A 17,304-nucleotide genomic window follows, 5' to 3' on the forward strand; every position below is an offset into this window, starting at 1 on the left:
GGTTGTCGCTCTGGACGCGTTCTCATCAACTGCCGCACAAAGATCCGGATACGGATACGGAGGCCCCCCTCCAGAAGCAGAAGCAGAAGCAGGAGCAGGAGCAGGACCCGCCACCGGACGACACCGGTACGGAATCCGGCACCGGCACCGGCACCGGCACGGAATCCGACACCAGCGCCCCCGCCCGACCCGGCGCCGTACAGATCCTGGCGTACACCGTCACCGCGCTGGCCGCCGCGCTCGTGCTCTGCGCGCTGCTCCTGCCCAACCGGACGGATCTGCTGACGCCCGGCGCGTTCGCGCGGATCCCCGTGGAAGCGATCTTCGGCGCTGCGCTGCTGCTGGTCCTGCCGCCGAGGCCCCGGCTGATCGCCTCGGTGGCGGGCGGGCTGGTGCTCGGGGTGCTGACGCTCATGAGCCTGCTCGACATGGGGTTCTATACGTTCCTCGACCGGCCGTTCGACCCGGTACTCGACTGGATTCTGTTCGGCGACGCCAAGTCGTTCCTGGACGACTCGATCGGCCGGGTCGGCGCGATGGGCGTGACCATCGGGGTCATCGTGCTCGCCCTCGCCCTGCCCGCCCTCCTCACGCTGGCCGTCGTCCGGCTGGGCCGGATCACGGCGCGCCACAGCGCGGTGGCGACGCGGAGCACACTCGTACTCGGCACCGTCTGGCTCGTCTGCGCATCGCTCGGCGCGCAGGTCGCCGGCGTACCGCTCGCTTCGAGCAGTGCGGCGGACCACATCGACACCAGCGCCACGCTGGTGGCGGACGGCATCAAGGACCGGCGCGTCTTCGCCGAGGAGGCGCGCGTCGACGCGTTCTCCGGCAAGCCGCCCGGCCAACTCCTCACCGGGCTGCGCGGCAAGGACGTCATCTTCGCGTTCATCGAGAGCTACGGCCGCAGCGCGATCGACGACCCCACGATGGCGCCGCAGATCGAGGCCGTACTCGAACGCGGCACGCGGCAGCTGGACCGGGCGGGCTTCTCCGCGCGCAGCGGCTACCTCACCTCGCCCGTCTCGGGCGCCGGGAGCTGGCTGGCGCACACCACCTTCATGTCGGGCATGTGGGTCAAGAACCAGCAGCGCTACCGCAGTGTGACGTCGAGCGACCGGCTCACCCTCACCGACGCGTTCCGGCGCACCGGCGACTGGCGCACGGTCGGCATCATGCCGGGCGTCACCCGGTCCTGGCCGGAGGGGAAGTTCTTCGGCCTCGACCACATCTACGACTCGCGCCAAATGGGCTACCAGGGACCGAAGTTCAGCTGGTCACCGGTCCCCGACCAGTTCAGCTTGGAGGCCTTCCAGCGGCTGGAGCACGGCAAGCCGGACCACGAGCCGCTGATGGCGGAGATCATCCTCGCGACCAGTCACAACCCGTGGGCGCCCCTTCCCGAGATGGTCGACTGGGACGAGATCGGCGACGGCTCGATCTACCACGACATCAAGAAGGCGGGCAAGGACCCCAAGGAGGTGTGGACGGACAGCGCCAAGGTGCGCAACGAGTACCGGCATGCCATCGAGTACTCGGTGCACAGCCTGGTGTCGTACTTGGAGAAGTACGGCGACGACGACACGGTGCTCGTCTTCCTCGGCGACCACCAGCCCAACACCACGGTCACCGGCACCGACGCGGGCCGTGACGTACCGATCTCGATCGTCGCCCGCGACCCGGCCGTGCTGGACCGGATCGACGGCTGGAACTGGGACGACGGCCTGATGCCGGGCAAGGACGCGCCGGTGTGGCGGATGGACCGCTTCCGCGACCGCTTCCTGACGGCGTACGGTCCGACCGGCGGCGCCCGTTAGGCGACCAACGTGGCGGGATTCTCCGGGCCGTTGTCGCAGGTCGTCCCGGAGCTTGGGCCCCGGGTTCCGGGGCTCGGGCTCCAGGCCCCGGGCTTCGAGCCCCACCACCCTGGGTGGGTCTTTGGGGGGAGGGAACCTCCCTACCTCCCACCTCTTCCAGACCCTCCAGCCCTCCTCCACGCCCCTCCGGACACCGCCACAGTCAGGCAATATGACAAGCAGTGATCAGCTTGCAACATAACGTGGTGAAGGTCTAGCGTTCGCGGCATCCGCCGCATGAAGCGGCCCCGGCCGGTGTTAGACGCACCGAACCAGGGCCTGACCTACGGGTCATGTGCGGCTGCCAAAGCAAACAGGAAGCACATGAACGTGGCTGTCACCGACTTTAACTCCGCCCCGCCCGCACCCGCACACCCCTTGGCCAATCCGGGGTACGGGAAGCGCTCCGCCCCCGGTCAGCTCCCGCGCGGAGATGCTGATTTCGCACACCTGTGCCCGAGGGAAGCGGCTGTGGCCGCGTACATCGACCGCCTGCCCGAAGGCTCCGCCATCGGATACAAGGCCCTCGCCGCGCACATCGCCGCGTACGGCCAGCAGGCATGCGCCACGTCGCTCCGTTCCCTCTCCCACACCGGACATCTGCGGCTGATCAAGGAACACCTGGTGCTGACGGGCGGCGGCTTCCGCTGGGTGACACGGACGCACTTCTCGCGTACGGCCAGGGACGACGCCTGGTGGAAAGCCTTCGTGGCCGGCCTCCACGGGGTCGACCTCACCGAACTGGAGCGCAGGCAGCGCCAGGAGGCAGCGGACGCCCCGGGGTCCCCGGACGACCCGGGCGGGGAGGACCGGGAAGACGGAGAAGACCCGGCAGACCGGGAAGACCCGGAGGCCGGCGAGACCGTTCCCCCCGCAACCGCCCAGCCCGCATGCTCCCTGGCCTACCGCACCCTCGCCCAACTCGGCCGCACCGAACCCCGCATGACCCTCTCCGCCGCCGACTGCGCCGCCCTGGAGGTCCTCGCCGCCGAGTGGCTGGCCCGGGGCGCGACCCCCGACCACCTGACCGTTTCCCTCACCGCCGGACTGCCGCACCCCCTGCACAGCCCGGCCGCGATCGCCCGTAAACGACTGGAGACCAAAATGCCGCCCGAGCCCGTCAGCGCACAGACCGCCACAGAAGCCGCCGCGCGGCCCGGCCGCGTCCTCCGCACCATCGTCATGTGCATCACCTGCGAGAACGACGAGACGAACTCCACGATCATCAGCGGCGTCTGCGTCGACTGCCGCAAGGAATCCGGCATGGACACGGGCATGGACACGAAGGACGGTACCGACACCGGGCCCGGCCCCGGCGACGCCACCCGCACCCTCGTCGACACGGCCCGCCGCGCCGCCGAGATCCGCGCCGCCGCCGGTCTCAAGTCCCGCAGGGGCAAGGGAAAGCGCAAGCGGTGACCCCGCAGACGCGCGCGCGGAGACGGCACGCGGTCGGCGACACGCAGGTGGCACGGCCCTAATGGCTCACTCGGCGTTCCCGCCATACCGGGGCCGGTACGGATACGGGCAGGGATACGGGTACGGATACGGGAACCCGCGCCCGGCCCCGCCACAGCCCCCCGATGTCGCGGCCGAAGGACCAGGTCAGCAGCGCCAGCGCGCCGAGGACGAGCACAAGAGCGGCCGGGCGCGGCAGGAGTCCCGACGCGGCCACGAGCAGGGCGACGCCCTGGAGCGCGGCCACCGTCTTGCGCGCCATGCTCGGCGGGAGCGCCCCGTTCAGCCACGGCATGGCCCGTGCCGCCGCGACGAAGACGTAGCGCATCGCGCCGATCAGCAGCACCCACGCGCCCAGCGACTGGGAGACGTACACGCTCAGCACCATGATCAGGAAGGCGTCGGCCTCCATGTCGAAGCGCGCTCCCAGCGCGGAGACCGTGCCGGTGCGCCGGGCCACCTGGCCGTCCACCGCGTCGAGGATCAGCGCCACCGTGGTGAGCGCGACCAGGGCCGTGACGGCGGGCGGCCTGACGAAGGAGTCGGCGACCAGCGCGGTCACACCACCGACCAGTGTGGTCCGCGCCAGTGTGACCCCGTTGGCGGGTCCGAAGGACCTCGTCCGTGGCCAGGACCGGTCCAGCGCGCGGGTGAGCAGGGCCCAGGTCGCGACCGTGAACGCCAGGCCCGTGAGCCATCCCAGCGGCCCCAGTCCGGTCGCCGTGCCGAGCAGGGCGAGCAGCAGGATCTGCGCGCCCGCCCCCACGGCCGTGTCCTGGCGCAACACCCTTGAGCTGTAGGTGTTGTACGTGTCGTATGTGTCGTTCAGGGCGGCCACCGTGCACCCTCCGGGTGTGTGACAGAGTCGATGAGGGCCGCGTACCGTGTGCGCGGCCTCGTGATTATCAGAACGTGAACCGTCACCCCAGCGTTCAGGAGGACGCCGATGAAGCGCCCCGCTCGCGCCTTCTGGCTCCGCTCCCCCGGCCACGGCGAGATACGCGATGTCACCCTCCCCGAACCGGGCGCGGACGACGTCGTGGTGCGGACGTTGTGTTCCGGTGTGAGCCGCGGCACGGAGAGCCTGGTGTTCCGCGGCGGTGTGCCGCAGAGCCAGCACGCGCTGATGCGGGCGCCGTTCCAGGACGGCGACTTCCCCGGCCCGGTCAAGTACGGCTATCTCAACGTCGGCGTCGTCGAGGAGGGCCCCCGGGACCTCCTCGGCCGTACGGTCTTCTGCCTCTACCCGCACCAGAGCCGCTACGTCGTCCCGGCGAGCGCCGTGACGCCCGTACCGGACTCGGTGCCCGCCGGGCGGGCCGTGCTGGCCGGGACCGTGGAGACGGCGGTGAACGCCCTGTGGGACGCCGCGCCGCTGATCGGGGACCGGATCGCCGTCGTCGGCGCCGGGATGATCGGCTGCTCGGTGGCCGCGCTGCTCGCCCGCTATCCGTCCGTACGCGTGCAGTTGGTCGACGCCGACCCGCGCCGCGCGGCCGTCGCCGAGGCGCTGGGCGTCGGCTTCGCGCTCCCCGAGGACGCCCTCGGCGGCTGCGATCTCGCCGTGCACGCCAGCGCCACCGAGGCCGGGCTCGCGCGCTCGCTGGAACTCCTCGGGCCGGAGGGCACCGTCCTGGAGCTGAGCTGGTACGGCGACCGGCGGATCAGCCTGCCGCTGGGCGAGGCGTTCCACTCGGGCCGGCTGGTGCTGCGCGGCAGCCAGGTCGGGTCGGTGTCCCCGGCCAGGCGCTCCAGCCGGACGTACGCGGACCGGCTCGCGCTCTCGCTCGACCTGCTCGCCGACCCGGTCTTCGACGCGCTGATCACCGGCGAGTGCGCCTTCGAGGAGCTGCCGGAGGTGCTGAGCGGGATCGCGGGCGGCGCACTGCCCGGGATGTGCCACCGCGTGGTGTACGGAGCGGACACGGCGGCCTGACCGGCCCCCCGCTCCGCCCACCACGGGGGGATCTTTCCTGATTCTTGAACAACGGGCGCGCCACCGCCGTACTGAATGACGTGGCCCGGCGGAGGCCAGCCGAAGCCGGACCTGGAGGTCAACCGTTGTTCAGCGTCACCGTTCGCGAGCACCTCATGATCGCTCACAGCTTTCACGGCGAGGTCTTCGGGCCCGCGCAGCGACTGCACGGGGCGACGTTCCTCGTCGACGCCACCTTCCGGCGTCCCGAGCTGGACGACGACAACATCGTGGTCGACATCGGGCTGGCCACCAAGGAGCTGGGTCTCGTGGTGGGTGAACTCACCTACCGCAACCTGGACGACGAGCCGGAGTTCGCCGGGATCAACACCTCGACGGAGTTCCTGGCCAAGGTCATCGCCGACCGGCTCGTGGACCGGGTGCACGCCGGTTCGCTGGGCGAGGGCGCGCGCGGCCTGAGCGGTGTCTCGGTCACACTGCACGAATCCCATATCGCGTGGGCGAGTTACGAGCGAACGTTGTGAACCGGGCGCAGGCCCGCGCGGAATACGTGCCGGTGTCGGAAGCCGTGCCGGTGTCCGAGGCCGTGTCCGAGCCCCAGCACGACGCCGCGTCCCAGCACGACGCCGCGTCCCAGACCGGCCCCGCGCGCGCTGCCGTCCGCTCGCCCCGTGTCGTACGGTTCGTGATGCCCGGCGGAGTCGACGACCAGGCCGCGCCGAGCGGTGGCAACACATACGACCGCCGGGTGTGCCGGGATCTGCCGGGCGCGGGCTGGCAGGTCGCGGAGTACGCCGTCGCGGGCGCCTGGCCCTGGCCGGAGCCCGCCGCGCGGGCGGAACTGGCGCGGGTGCTGGGCACGTTCCCGGACGACGGCGTCGTCCTCCTCGACGGGCTGGTCGCCTGCGCGGCCCCCGACGTCGTCGTGCGCGAGGCCGAACGGCTGCGGCTGGCCGTCCTCGTCCATCTGCCGCTCGGTGACGAGACCGGGCTCGCCCCGGAGCGGGCGGCGGAGCTGGACGCCGGGGAACGCCGTACCCTGCGGGCCGTCCCGGCGGTCGTGGCGACCAGCCGATGGGCCGCCCGCAGGCTCGTGGAACACCACGGGCTCGCTCCCGAGCGGGTCCATGTGGCCACCCCGGGAGCCGACCCCGCCGCCCTGGCCACCGGAGCGGGCGAGGGAGACCGGGGTCCCCGGCTGCTGTGCGTCGCCTCGGTGACGCCGCGCAAGGCGCAGCACCTGCTGGTGGAGGCCCTCGCGGGCGTCGCCGGTCTGCCGTGGAGCTGTGTGTGCGTCGGCGGACTCGTCCAGGACCCCGCATATGTGGCGCGGGTAAGGGAGTTGATCGCACACCACGGTCTCGGTGACCGGATCGGCCTCGCGGGAACCCGCCGCGCCGACGAGATGGACGCGATCTACCGGGACGCCGATCTGCTGGTGCTCCCCTCCTGCGCCGAGACGTACGGCATGGCCGTCACCGAGGCGCTCGCCCGCGCGATCCCCGTGCTGGCGACGGCCGTCGGCGGTGTCCCGGAGGCGGTCGGGCAGGCGCCCGGGGGCGGTGTGCCGGGCATTCTCGTACCGCCGGCCGACCCGGTCGCGCTCACCGGCGCGCTGCGGGACTGGCTCCGCGAGCCCGGTGTACGCGGCCGGACGCGCGAGGCCGCCCTCGGCCGGCGCACCGCGCTGGCCGGCTGGGAGACGACCTCACGGAGTCTGGCCGAGGCGCTGGAGCTGCTCCGGCACGAACAGCGTGCGGGGCGCGCACAGCCCGAACCCAGGAGGACAGCGTGAGCAACACCGGCGCACACACCGCCACCAACACCGACACCGACACCGACACGGGCACCGACCCCGACACCGACACACCGCGTTACGCCCCCGAGTGGCTCGCCCTGCGGGAAGGCGCGGACGCCGCCGCCCGCGCGCCCGGCCTGCTCGGCCCGCTGCGCGCCCACTGGGCGGATCAGCCGGGCGGGACAACGGAGTTGGTGATCCGGGACCTCGGCTGCGGCACCGGTTCGATGGGCCGCTGGCTCGCCCCCCGGCTGCCCGGCCCCCAGCACTGGATCCTGCACGACCACGACCCGGATCTCCTCGTGCGGGCCGCCGCGTCGATGCCCCGCACGGCGGACGACGGCAGCCACGTCACCGCCACGACGGAGCGCGGCGACATCGCGAAGCTGACCTCGGCCGGTCTCGCCGGTACGTCGCTGGTGACCGCCTCCGCCCTGCTCGACCTGCTCACGCGGGACGAACTGGACGCGCTCGCCGCCGCCTGCGCGGGCGCCGGCTGCCCGGCGCTGCTGGCGCTCTCCGTGGCGGGCCGCGTCGAACTCACCCCGGCGGAACAGCTGGACACCGAACTCGCCGAGGCGTTCAACGCGCACCAGCGCCGGGTCGAGCACGGCCGCCGGCTCCTCGGCCCCGACGCCGTCGAGGCGGCCTCGGACGCCTTCGCCCGGCACGGCATGGAGGTACGGGTGCGGGCGAGCCCGTGGCGGCTCGGGCCGGGGGACGCGGCGCTGACGGCGCAGTGGCTACGGGGCTGGGTCGGCGCCGCCGTCGAGCAGCGCCCGGACCTCGCGCCGCAGGCCGAGGCGTATCTGACGCGCCGTCTGACCGACTGTCCGGACGGCGGTTTGACGGCCGTCGTCCACCACAGCGACCTCCTCGCGCTGCCCGGTGGAACGGCTCTGCCCGGTGGGACGGCCCTGCCGGGTGAAACGGCCCTGTCCAGCGGGACGGACGCGGGCCCGGCAGGCGGCGCGTGGTGATCCGGCGGGCGGTGCGGGGGCGGGTCGGCATGCTCGCGGGCGCGGCCATCCTCGCGGTGGTGGTGTGGCGCCTGGGCACCGGCGCGTTCCTGGACGGGCTGCGCGGCATCGACGTCCCCACGCTGCTCGCCGCCCTCGGTATCGGGCTGCTGACCACCGTGTTCAGCGCCTGGCGCTGGTGCCTGGTGGCCCGGGGGCTGTCCATCCGGCTGCCGCTGGGCCGGGCCGTCTCCGACTACTACCGTGCGCTCTTCCTCAACGCGGCGCTGCCCGGCGGTGTGCTCGGTGATGTGCACCGCGCGGTACGGCACGGGCAGAGCGCCGGTGACGTCGGCCGTGGCGTCCGCGCCGTGGTCCTCGAACGGGTCGCGGGCCAGGCGGTGTTGATCGCGGTCGGGGTCACGCTCCTGTTCGCGCACCCCGCACCGGCCCTGGCGGAGGCGAGGGGGCTGCTCCGTCGCCTCGTACCCGGGCCGGGCACCGCGACCGTACTCGCCGTATCCGCCCTACTCGTCGTAGTGGGCGCGTCGGCGATCACCGCCGCCGTACGGCCCCGTACCGGCGCCGGAACCGGCAGCGGAACCACCACCGGCGCCGCACGCCTGCGGCGCGCGCTCGGCACCGTACGCGCGGAGGCGCGTCTCGGGCTGTTCGCGCGCGCGAGCTGGCCCGGGGTGGCGCTGTCGTCCGTCGTCGTGCTGGCCGGTCATCTGGGCATGTTCCTGCTCGCGGCCAGGGCGGCCGGATCGACCGCCCCCGCCTCCGACCTGCTGCCCCTGATGGTGCTGGCGCTGCTGGCGATGGCGCTACCGCTGAACATCGGCGGCTGGGGCCCCCGGGAGGGCGTCACCGCCTGGGCCTTCGGGGCGGCCGGACTCGGCGCCGCCCAGGGGCTGAGCGTCGCCGTGGTGTACGGGGTCCTCGCCCTCGCCGCCGCCCTGCCCGGCGCCGGTGTGCTCGTCGCCCCCTGGTTCGCCCGGCTCCGGCGTCCGCAGGTCGAGTTCGAAGAGGGTGTCCTCGCCGAGGACGACGCGGCGCGTCGGCGGCCGGAGGGCGTCGCGCATCCGCTCGGGTCCGGTGAAGCGCAGCCCGGGGACGCCGTCCCCGAGCAGGACCGGCGCCACGGTCACGTACAGCCGGTGCAGTGCCCGCTCGTGCAGGAAGCGGGACACGGTCACGCCGCCGCCCTCGACCAGCACCCGGCCGAGACCGCGCCGCGCCAGCTCGCGCACCAGCCGGCGGGGGGCGAACGCGGCCCGGTCCGGCAGAGTCAGCACCTCGACACCGCAGCCGCCGTCCCCCAAAGGCCCCGGCTCGCGCTCGTCGGCGGCACGGGCACCGTCAGCGGCACCGGCACCCTCGGCGCCCACCACCCACAGCGTCGGCGCTGATCCGTCCGTGAACACCTGGTGGCTTCGCGGCACCCGACGGTACGGATCGATGACGACCCGCACCGGATGGTCCCCCGTACAGGCACGGACCGTCAGCCGGGGATCGTCGGCCACGGCGGTGCCGGCTCCGACGACCACCGCGTCCGCGAGCGCGCGCAGCCGGTGCAGGTGTTCGCGGTCCTCCTCGCCGGTGACGTAGTCGGCGTCCCCCGTACGGCTCGCGATGAACCCGTCCAGACTCTGCCCCAACTGCGCGAAGGTGAACAGTGGACCGGCCAGGCACAGCGACAGATAGCGGTCGGCGAGCGCGTCCGCGCCGGGCGAGGCGTCCCGCCACCGCCACCGGCCGTCCGCGCCGCGCGCCAGCCCGGCGGCTTCGGCGTCGGCCGCCGACCGGACGGAGCGCAGCAGGTCCCAGGCGGTCGACGCGTCGAGCGGGCCGGTACGGTGCTCCACCGCGCGGCCGGTCATCGCGCACCCGGCCGCGTCAGCAGCGAGAGATACCCGGCGAAGGAATCCACCAGACCGGCCAGCAATTCTTTTCCTTTCGCGGCGGATGCCAGCGAGGGGCGGCCGATCACGCCCGATTCCGTATAGCCGCGCATGCCGAGCGTCAGCAAATGCTCACGGTCGTCGGCGAGGAAGTCGGAGGTCTCGTAACCGGGGCGCACCAGGTCCGGAGAATCGTGCAGCAGAATGGATGTCTCCACTTCGCCCGCGTGCATATCGCTGCGCGAAGAGGTCAGCACTCCGGCCCGTTCACGCGCCGCGTCCCAGTCCGCGGATCCGGGAAAGAGCGCCATGCGCGTACCGGTTCCCGCGGACTCCTGAACCACGTTGCGCAGCACATAGTTACCGCCGTGGCCATTGACCAGAACAAGCCGGTCGATTCCGGTGCGGCGCAGCGAAGCGGCGATGTCGCGCACCACGGCGTGGAGCGTGGCGGCGGAAATGCTGACCGTTCCCGGCCAGTCGGTGTGCTCGTGTTCGTGCGAGCAGGAGACCGTCAGCGGAGGAAGCAGCCGCACCGGATGCGCGGCGGCCACCTCCCTGGCTATGACGGCGGCGATGACCGTGTCGGTGACCAGCGGAAGAAACGGTCCGTGCTGCTCGAAGCTGCCGATGGGCAGGACGGCGACCTCGGCGCGGCCGGCCCGTACGTCCTCCGTCGTCTCGTACGGCAGCAGGCCGGATCCCGCCGCCCTCGTCCGCGAACCACTCATGTTTTCCGGCCCTTCCTCATCTCCGTACACGTCCACCGGAGCAGGTTACGTGGAAAAAGCATGCCCAGCAGCCGAAAGTGATCAATCTTTACAGGCCGGTTGACACCTCGTCCGGCGCATCGGCCGGGGCATCAGTTGACATTCCTTCACCAATTTCTACCGCAAGGGCCGGGGGTACCGGATATCATGCTGAACATGACAGATAGTGATGGCGCACACCGTGACAGCGCACATACGTCTGGGATCGAAAGGGCGGCGGAGGTCCAGCTGTCCACCGAATACGGGGAATTTCGAGCCGTCGGCTACTTGGACCTCGATCGCGGGGATGAGCAAATAGCCCTGGTGTACGGCGATGTCGAGGGGGACGGCGCACTGACCCGGGTTCATTCCGAGTGCCTGACCGGCGACGCGTTCGGCTCCAGGCACTGCGAATGCGGCGACCAGCTCTCCGCCGCGCTGCGCGCCATCGTGAGCGAGGGGCGCGGCGTTCTGGTCTACCTCCAGGGCCACGAGGGGCGGGGCATCGGTCTGCTCGCCAAACTCCGGGCGATGCGGCTCCAGTCGGAGGGGCTGGACACGGTGGAGGCCAATCTCGCGCTCGGGCTGCCGGCCGACGCCCGCGACTACCGGGTGGCGGCGGAGATGCTGCACGATCTCGGGGTGCGCTCCGTACGGCTGCTGTCCAACAACCCGCTCAAGCGTGAGGCGCTGCTGCGGTACGGCATCAAGATCACCGCGCAGGTGCCGCTGCTGATACCGCCGCGCGAGGAGAACATCTCCTACCTGCGCACCAAGCGCGAGCGCCTCGGCCACCACCTGCCGCACCTGGACCGCGCGCCCGACACGACTGACGGCAGCTGACAACGGCCGACGGCGGACGGCGGCGCCGACGGCGGCCGAAGTCCCTCAGCCCCAACTCTGCGAGTACTGGCTGCGGTAGCGGCTGCGGCCCGCCCGCTCGGACAGGATCCAGTGGGCGGTCATCAGCAGGAGCAGGCTGGCGGCGATGATTCCCAGGCCGGGTTCGAGGGACTTGAAGTCCACGATCCCCGTGACCGTCGTCCCGCCGGGACCGCCCGGGGTGGCCGCCCCGTCGGCGGGCGGGAGTACGGCCTGCGCGTCGCCCGGATCCGTGGTGGCCGGGCTGGAGGCGGGGGTGCTGGCGGCTTCGGAGCCGTCGCCCCCGCCGCCGCCCCCGCCGGCGGCGTCGTCGTCCACGACGAGGCTCACCCCGAGCGCCGAGAGCGCCGTGGTCATCGGCTGGAAGAACGTGACCCCGCCGGACGTGCAGTCGCCGGTCCCTCCCGAGGTCACCCCCAGCGCGATCCCCTGCGCGAGCAACGGGCCGCCGCTGTCGCCGGGTTCGGCGCAGACCGTGGTCTGGATCAGCCCGGTGACCGGGCCCTCGCGGTAGTTGACGGTCGCGTTCAGCGCGGTGACGCGCCCGGTGCGCAGTCCCGTCGTACTGCCGCTGCGGAAGACCTGCTGCCCGACGACGGGGTCGGCCACCCCGGTGATCCGCACGCCCTGGCCGCCGCCGATGTCCACCACGCCGGAGCGGCCGGCGTCGCCCGTGCCGGACCCGCCGCCGGTGGCCCCGTACCGCACGAGGGAGTAGTCGTTCCCGGGGAAGCTGCGTTCGACCGTGGTGCCGACCTCGCCGCCGCGCTGCTCGTCCTGGAACCAGGTGGTGCCGACGGGGCCGCAGTGTCCTGCGGTGAGGATGAAGTTCTCCCGGCCATCGGTCACGTTGAACCCGGCGGAGCAGCGGCCGCCGCCGTTGAAGATCGGGGACGCGCCGTCCAGCCGCGTGGTGAAGGAGCCCTCGGTGCGCTCCATCCGGACCGAGCCGCCGACGCCCTCGGCGACCGCGGACAGCCGGGACCAGTCGGCGGCGGAGACGGAGCTGTCGGCGTGCACCACGACCTGGTTGGTCGCGTAGTCCACGGCCCACGCGGTGCCCGGCACGCGGGGGGCCCCGCCCAGTGTCTCGGTCGCCGCGCGTAAGTCGCCCATGCTGTAGCGCATGACCTCGGCCCGCGCCCCGGCCCGCCGTACCTCGTCCGCCGCTTCCTCGTCGGTCACCGCGACAACGGGCTCACCGTCGGCGGCGATCCAGGTGCCCGCCGTACGGGAGACACCGAGCCGCGAGACGAGGCTCGCGCCCAGCTCGGCGGAGACGGCGTCACCGCCGGCCCCGCCCGCCTCCCGGCCGTCCGGCTCACCGGCGACGGCGTTCGAGACCATCAGGCCACCGCAGATCAGCCCGCCGACGGCCGCGAGTCGCGCGATCCGCCGGAAGGTGCGTCGTGCGTGCCTCATGCATGGCCCCCAAGGTCGTACCGATACGACGTCACCAGCCGCGGGGCCCCTGGATCGGTGGAGCACCCCCCTTGAGTACGTACGGACGGGCCGTGCGGTTCAGCGATCCCCCCGAGCGGATCCCGGCGGGCCTCCTCGGCCGATCGCACCGTCCACCGGCAGCAGCTCCAGCGCCTCTTCCCAACGGAACCGGTCCGCGCCGCCGTTCGTACCGGCCGGATGAGGTTCGCGCGAGCCGATCCGCACCCCCATCCCGCGCAGCCTGTCGAGGCTCTGGCGGTACGCGGGATGGGCGGCCTGGGCCGCGTTCAGATACGGCAGTACGGCGGTGGGGACGCCGAGCCCGTACGCCTCGCAGAGGACACCGAGCGCGAGGGTGTCCGAGATCCCGGCCGCCCATTTGTTGAGGGTGTTGAAGGTCGCCGGGGCGACCGCGATCGCGTCCGGCGGCGGCAGCGGGCGGGGTTCGCCGGGCAGCCGCCAGGCCGACCGGACGGGGTAGCCGGTCAGCGACTCGACGGCGGCGCGGTCGATGAAGCCGAGGGCCTGCGGGGTGGCGACGACGCCGACGTCCCGGCCTTGCGCGTGGGCGGCGGAGATGAGGGTGCCGACGTCCGGGGCGATGCCGGAGGCGCACACGACGACGTAAAGGAACGGTTTCCCGGCCTGGTCTCCGGTCCGGTTCTCGGTCTGGTCAGTCATACGGAGTCTCCCGCCGCCGGGCATCAGCATGGATGTTCGCCGGTTTCGTCCGGAAAACAGCAGGTGATGCCGGTCTTCGCTTGATCGAATCTCACCGATTGAACGTTGAAACCTTCACTTCATGCCCACGTGGTCCACTACTCTCTACTCAGTCGCAACGCCCGGCGTAACGGCATCAGTTGCCCGTCCACGCCCATGATCCCCCGCGGCCCCCAGCTTCCCTTTGTGCTCAAGACATTCACAGATCCCCGGTCCCGATCACGGATCCGCGTACGCCTGTCGGCGACGCTGGAGGCAGACTGCGCATGCCAGAGATGAGCGGTGCCGACCCCACTCGGCCCACGGAGCACGAACACCCGCCCGTACCCCCGGCCGCGCCCCCGCCCGCACCGTCAGCCGCACCCCCGGCCGCGCCCTCGGACAACCTGCCGGTGCCGGTGAAACGCCCGCGCAAGGGCGCGGGAGCGAGAATGGGCGCGGGCATGGGGGCGAGCACGGGGGCGAGCCGCCGGAAGGAACTCACACCGGTCCCGCCCACCGGAGCGCACCGCCGCAGCCCCAACCCGTCGGATCTGCTGCTGTTCTCGGGCATGACCGCCTCGGCGGCCTGGCGCCAGCAGAACGGTTCGGGCGCGGCTGCGGGCACGGGCCCCGGTCCGGGCACGGGTCCGGGCACGGGTCCGGGCACGGGTCCGGGCACGGGTCCGGGCAACTCGGGCGGCCCCGGGGGCCCCGGCGGCTCGGGACCGGGCGGACGGGGGCCGAGCTGGGCCGAGGAGCCGTGGGACCAGGAGCCTCCCCCGCTCCCCAAGAAGGGGGGTCTCATACGGAACACGGTGCTGCTCGGCGTCGGCACGCTCGCGTTCGGGATCGTCCTGGCCATGATCGCCGGTCCGGCGCAGCACAACGCCGACCAGGCCGCCGCGCCCAAGTCCACACTGCCGCAGCCTCCCCTGCCGGCCTTCCCCGCCCAGGGCACTGACACCGAACCGGGCGATGTGACGGACGCGAGCGACGACACCCCGTCCGGCACCGACGGCGCCTTCTCCGAGCTGTCACCGGCCGACGCCCCGGCCCGCCTCCACCCCAGCGCGGCGGCAGCGGCGACGGGCGGATCCTCGGGCGGCGCGGCCGGCGGAAGCGACGACGCCAAGGGAAGCGGCAAGGAAGGCGGCGGGAGCGGGAGCGACTCCGGCTCGGGCTCGGGGTCCGGATCCGGTGCCTCCTCGGGACCGGGCACCGGATCGGGCACCGGCGGCAGCGGTTCCGGCGGGGGCTCCTCCGCGACCCCTCCGGCGGCCTCCTCCCGCAAGCGCGCCATGCAGTCCGTCAACTACCCGGACCGCTACTGGAACATACGCGGCAACCTGGGCTTCCTCGACACCGTCAGCCGTGACTCGGCGACGCTCACGATCGTCGACGGCCTCGCGAAGTCCGACTGCTACTCCTTCGCCCTCGGCGGCGGGCGCTATCTGCGCCACTCCTCCTTCCGGCTGCGCTCCGACGCCAACGACGGCAGCACCGCCTTCAAGCGGGACGCCACCTTCTGCCCCCGGAAGACCCCGCGCGGCGACACCTTGGCGCTGGAGTCCTACAACTACCCGGGCCGGTTCATCCGGCACCGCGACTTCCAGCTGTGGCTGGACCCCTACCAGCACTCGCCCCTCTACCAGGCCGACACGACCTTCCGCATGGTCAAGGGCTGAGGGCCGAGGGCCGAGGCCGGGGACTGATGGCCGAGGGCTGAGAAGGCCCGACGCCGCGCGCTACCGCGCGGGCAGCCGGGCGCCCAGCTCAGCCGCCGCCGCTCCGAGCACGGGGACCATGGCGACGAGGTCGTCCACGCTGCGGCGGAAGGCCGGGGCGGCGGTGGAGAGGGCGGCGTGAAGGGTGCCGTCGGGCCGGAGGACCGGGACGGCCACGGCGCGCAGGCCCGCGTGGTGTTCCTCGTCGGCCGTGGCATAGCCGCGTTCGCGGGCCAGGTCGACGGCCTCGCGCAGCACGGCGCGGTCCGTGATGCTGTTCGGGCCGTACGGGGTGAGGTCGACGCGGTCCAGGAGGTCGGCGCGTACGTCGCGCGGCGCGAACGCCATCAGGACCTTGCCCATCGACGTGCAGTGCAGGGGCCCGTGCCGGCCGGGTTCGCTGCGTACGCCCACGGGCAGGGGACCGTCCACGTAATGCACGTACAGATGGCGCGTCCCGTCGAGGACGGACATCAGTGTGGCTTCCTCGGTCTGCCGTGTCACCCGCCGCATGACCGGGAGGGCGGTTCCGGTGAACCCGTATGCCTGGCCGGCCCGTTGGCCGAGCTGGAACAGGCGCAGACCGGGGCGGTAGCGCTTGCCGGACGGTTCGAACTCGACCAGGCCCTCGCGGCAGAGCGAGTTGACCAGCCGGTGTGACGTGCTGACGGGGACACCGCTCTCGCGGGCCAGCTCGGACAGTGTGATGCCGTGCGGGTGCTCGCCGACCAGGACCAGCAGCCGCATGGCCCGCCCGACCACGTCCGCGGGGACGGCATCGGCTGGGGCGTCGTCGTTGGTGTGCACACCGACAAATTACCTCAGTGGTTGACATCAATGGCCCTCGATGCGGACGATGGTTTCCGTTGGATGGATTGCATTTCCACTCAGTGGAAAGATCGGAAGGCCGAGCATGAGTCACCCGCTCTTCGACATCGGCGGTCGCGTCGCCCTCGTCACCGGCTCCAGCCGGGGCATCGGGCGCGCACTGGCCCAGGGGCTGCTGGAAGCCGGGTGCACCGTCGTGCTCAACGGCCGCGACGCGGAGGCACTCGAACGCACCCGGAGCGAACTGGCCGCGCTCACCACCGAAAACACCGAGAACGCCGAGAACAGCGGGAACAGCGGGAACGGCGGGAACGGCGGGAACGGCGGGAACGGCGGCAGCGGAGGCACAGCGGGCACCGTCCTCGCGGAATCCTTCGACGTGACGGCCCCCGCCGCCGTGGCCGAGGGCATCGCGCGGATCGAGGAGCGCGTCGGCCCCATCGACATCCTGGTCAACAACACCGGCGCCCAGCACCGCGCCCCGCTCACCGAGTTCGCCGACGCCGACTGGTACCGCCTGCTCGACACCAACCTGACCAGCGCCTTCCTGGTCGGCCGCGAAGTCGCCCGCCGGATGACGCCGCGCGGCCACGGCAAGATCATCAACGTCTGCTCGCTCCAGAGCGAGGTCGTGCGCCCGGGAATCGCCCCGTACGCCGCGACCAAGGGCGGCCTGAAGATGCTCACCAAGGGCATGTGCGCGAACCTCGGCCCGTCCGGCATCCAGGTCAACGCCATCGGTCCCGGCTACTTCCGTACGGAGTTGACCTCCGCTCTCGTCGCGGACGAGGACTTCAGCTCCTGGGTACGCGGCCGCACCCCCGCCGGGCGCTGGGGCGAGGTCGGGGATCTGGTCGGGGCGCTGGTCTTCCTCTCCTCGGCCGCGTCGGACTTCGTCAACGGACAGATCCTGTACGTCGACGGCGGCATGACGTCGGTCCTGTGACCGCCCGAGCCACCCCCGTCCCCACCGTCCCCACCGGCACCCCCGTCTCCACCCGCACCCCCGTCCCCACCCGCACCCCCGTCTCAGCCCCCGCCCCCACTCCCGCAGCCCAGGAGGTT

At 72.5% G+C, this 17,304-nt stretch carries 15 protein-coding genes and 1 pseudogene; 10 read left to right on the top strand and 6 right to left on the bottom strand.

Annotated features, from left to right (window positions below; genetic code table 11):
- Positions 1-2 precede the first annotated feature (2 nt).
- Both OG627_RS16080 and OG627_RS16085 read left to right on the top strand, forming a co-directional pair.
- Complete coding sequence (locus OG627_RS16080; RefSeq protein WP_329065652.1) at positions 3-1,817, top strand: sulfatase; 1,815 nt, start codon at positions 3-5, stop codon at positions 1,815-1,817.
- A gap of 510 nt (positions 1,818-2,327) precedes the next feature.
- Positions 2,328-3,275, top strand: a complete 948-nt coding sequence (locus OG627_RS16085; RefSeq protein WP_329065654.1) for a hypothetical protein — start codon at positions 2,328-2,330, stop codon at positions 3,273-3,275.
- Between the two features lie 58 nt (positions 3,276-3,333).
- On the opposite strand, the gene OG627_RS16090 is transcribed toward OG627_RS16085, so the two are convergent.
- Positions 3,334-4,152, bottom strand: a complete 819-nt coding sequence (locus OG627_RS16090; protein ID WP_329065656.1) for a CDP-alcohol phosphatidyltransferase family protein — start codon at positions 4,150-4,152, stop codon at positions 3,334-3,336.
- 108 nt (positions 4,153-4,260) lie between these two features.
- Here OG627_RS16090 and OG627_RS16095 point away from each other — a divergent pair, with 108 nt between their 5' ends.
- The 5 genes and pseudogenes from OG627_RS16095 to OG627_RS16115 form a co-directional block, all read left to right on the top strand.
- A complete protein-coding gene (locus OG627_RS16095) occupies positions 4,261-5,250 on the top strand; it encodes a zinc-dependent alcohol dehydrogenase (protein WP_329065658.1) in 990 nt (329 codons plus the stop codon).
- A 125-nt stretch (positions 5,251-5,375) separates the two neighbouring features.
- On the top strand, positions 5,376-5,774 hold the full coding sequence (locus OG627_RS16100) for a 6-pyruvoyl trahydropterin synthase family protein (RefSeq protein ID WP_329065660.1): 399 nt from the start codon (positions 5,376-5,378) through the stop codon (positions 5,772-5,774).
- 164 nt (positions 5,775-5,938) lie between these two features.
- Positions 5,939-7,045: a glycosyltransferase family 4 protein gene (locus tag OG627_RS16105; protein WP_329072704.1), complete on the top strand. Its 1,107-nt coding sequence runs from the start codon at positions 5,939-5,941 to the stop codon at positions 7,043-7,045.
- A gap of 101 nt (positions 7,046-7,146) precedes the next feature.
- Positions 7,147-8,028, top strand: a complete 882-nt coding sequence (locus OG627_RS16110) for an SAM-dependent methyltransferase (protein WP_329072706.1) — start codon at positions 7,147-7,149, stop codon at positions 8,026-8,028.
- Positions 8,029-8,057: 29 nt separating this feature from the next.
- A pseudogene (locus tag OG627_RS16115) lies at positions 8,058-8,903 on the top strand (lysylphosphatidylglycerol synthase transmembrane domain-containing protein); the annotation flags it as partial.
- Here OG627_RS16115 and OG627_RS16120 read toward each other — a convergent pair.
- Together OG627_RS16120 and OG627_RS16125 are read right to left on the bottom strand one after the other, a co-directional pair.
- Positions 8,835-9,890 (bottom strand): RibD family protein, encoded by a 1,056-nt coding sequence (locus OG627_RS16120; protein ID WP_329072707.1) that lies wholly within the window; start codon positions 9,888-9,890, stop codon positions 8,835-8,837. The pseudogene OG627_RS16115 and the gene OG627_RS16120 overlap by 69 nt on opposite strands.
- Positions 9,887-10,642: a creatininase family protein gene (locus tag OG627_RS16125; protein ID WP_329065662.1), complete on the bottom strand. Its 756-nt coding sequence runs from the start codon at positions 10,640-10,642 to the stop codon at positions 9,887-9,889. Before OG627_RS16125 ends, OG627_RS16120 begins: the two co-directional genes overlap by 4 nt.
- A gap of 195 nt (positions 10,643-10,837) precedes the next feature.
- On the opposite strand from OG627_RS16125, the gene ribA reads away from it, so the two are divergent.
- Positions 10,838-11,503 (top strand): GTP cyclohydrolase II, encoded by a 666-nt coding sequence (gene ribA / locus OG627_RS16130; RefSeq protein WP_329065664.1) that lies wholly within the window; start codon positions 10,838-10,840, stop codon positions 11,501-11,503.
- 45 nt (positions 11,504-11,548) lie between these two features.
- Here ribA and OG627_RS16135 read toward each other — a convergent pair whose 3' ends face one another.
- Positions 11,549-12,964 carry a S1 family peptidase gene (locus OG627_RS16135; protein WP_329065666.1) on the bottom strand — a complete coding sequence of 472 codons (1,416 nt, stop codon included), beginning with the start codon at positions 12,962-12,964 and terminating at the stop codon, positions 11,549-11,551.
- 99 nt (positions 12,965-13,063) lie between these two features.
- Positions 13,064-13,666: a flavoprotein gene (locus tag OG627_RS16140; RefSeq protein ID WP_329065668.1), complete on the bottom strand. Its 603-nt coding sequence runs from the start codon at positions 13,664-13,666 to the stop codon at positions 13,064-13,066.
- A 305-nt stretch (positions 13,667-13,971) separates the two neighbouring features.
- On the opposite strand from OG627_RS16140, the gene OG627_RS16145 reads away from it, so the two are divergent.
- The gene (locus OG627_RS16145) at positions 13,972-15,372 is read left to right on the top strand and encodes an AbfB domain-containing protein (RefSeq protein ID WP_329065671.1); all 1,401 of its coding nucleotides are present in this window, start codon (positions 13,972-13,974) and stop codon (positions 15,370-15,372) included.
- 60 nt (positions 15,373-15,432) lie between these two features.
- On the opposite strand, the gene OG627_RS16150 is transcribed toward OG627_RS16145, so the two are convergent.
- Positions 15,433-16,218 (bottom strand): IclR family transcriptional regulator, encoded by a 786-nt coding sequence (locus tag OG627_RS16150; protein WP_329065673.1) that lies wholly within the window; start codon positions 16,216-16,218, stop codon positions 15,433-15,435.
- 106 nt (positions 16,219-16,324) lie between these two features.
- Between OG627_RS16150 and OG627_RS16155 the strand changes: the two genes are divergently transcribed.
- Positions 16,325-17,185, top strand: a complete 861-nt coding sequence (locus OG627_RS16155) for an SDR family oxidoreductase (protein WP_329065675.1) — start codon at positions 16,325-16,327, stop codon at positions 17,183-17,185.
- The last annotated feature ends 119 nt before the right edge of the window (positions 17,186-17,304 follow it).

The sequence above is a fragment of the Streptomyces sp. NBC_01429 genome, from assembly GCF_036231945.1.
Classification (GTDB): domain Bacteria; phylum Actinomycetota; class Actinomycetes; order Streptomycetales; family Streptomycetaceae; genus Streptomyces.

Excerpts from the sequence above, each read along its gene's own strand:
- OG627_RS16140 (WP_329065668.1), bottom strand. The coding sequence starts at position 13,666 with ATGACTGACCAGACCGAGAACCGGACCGGAGACCAGGCCGGGAAACCG.
- OG627_RS16155 (WP_329065675.1), top strand. The coding sequence starts at position 16,325 with ATGAGTCACCCGCTCTTCGACATCGGCGGTCGCGTCGCCCTCGTCACC.
- OG627_RS16105 (WP_329072704.1), top strand. The coding sequence starts at position 5,939 with ATGCCCGGCGGAGTCGACGACCAGGCCGCGCCGAGCGGTGGCAACACA.
- OG627_RS16095 (WP_329065658.1), top strand. The coding sequence starts at position 4,261 with ATGAAGCGCCCCGCTCGCGCCTTCTGGCTCCGCTCCCCCGGCCACGGC.
- OG627_RS16135 (WP_329065666.1), bottom strand. The coding sequence starts at position 12,964 with ATGAGGCACGCACGACGCACCTTCCGGCGGATCGCGCGACTCGCGGCC.
- OG627_RS16125 (WP_329065662.1), bottom strand. The coding sequence starts at position 10,642 with ATGAGTGGTTCGCGGACGAGGGCGGCGGGATCCGGCCTGCTGCCGTAC.
- OG627_RS16120 (WP_329072707.1), bottom strand. The coding sequence starts at position 9,890 with ATGACCGGCCGCGCGGTGGAGCACCGTACCGGCCCGCTCGACGCGTCG.
- ribA (WP_329065664.1), top strand. The coding sequence starts at position 10,838 with ATGACAGATAGTGATGGCGCACACCGTGACAGCGCACATACGTCTGGG.
- OG627_RS16145 (WP_329065671.1), top strand. The coding sequence starts at position 13,972 with ATGCCAGAGATGAGCGGTGCCGACCCCACTCGGCCCACGGAGCACGAA.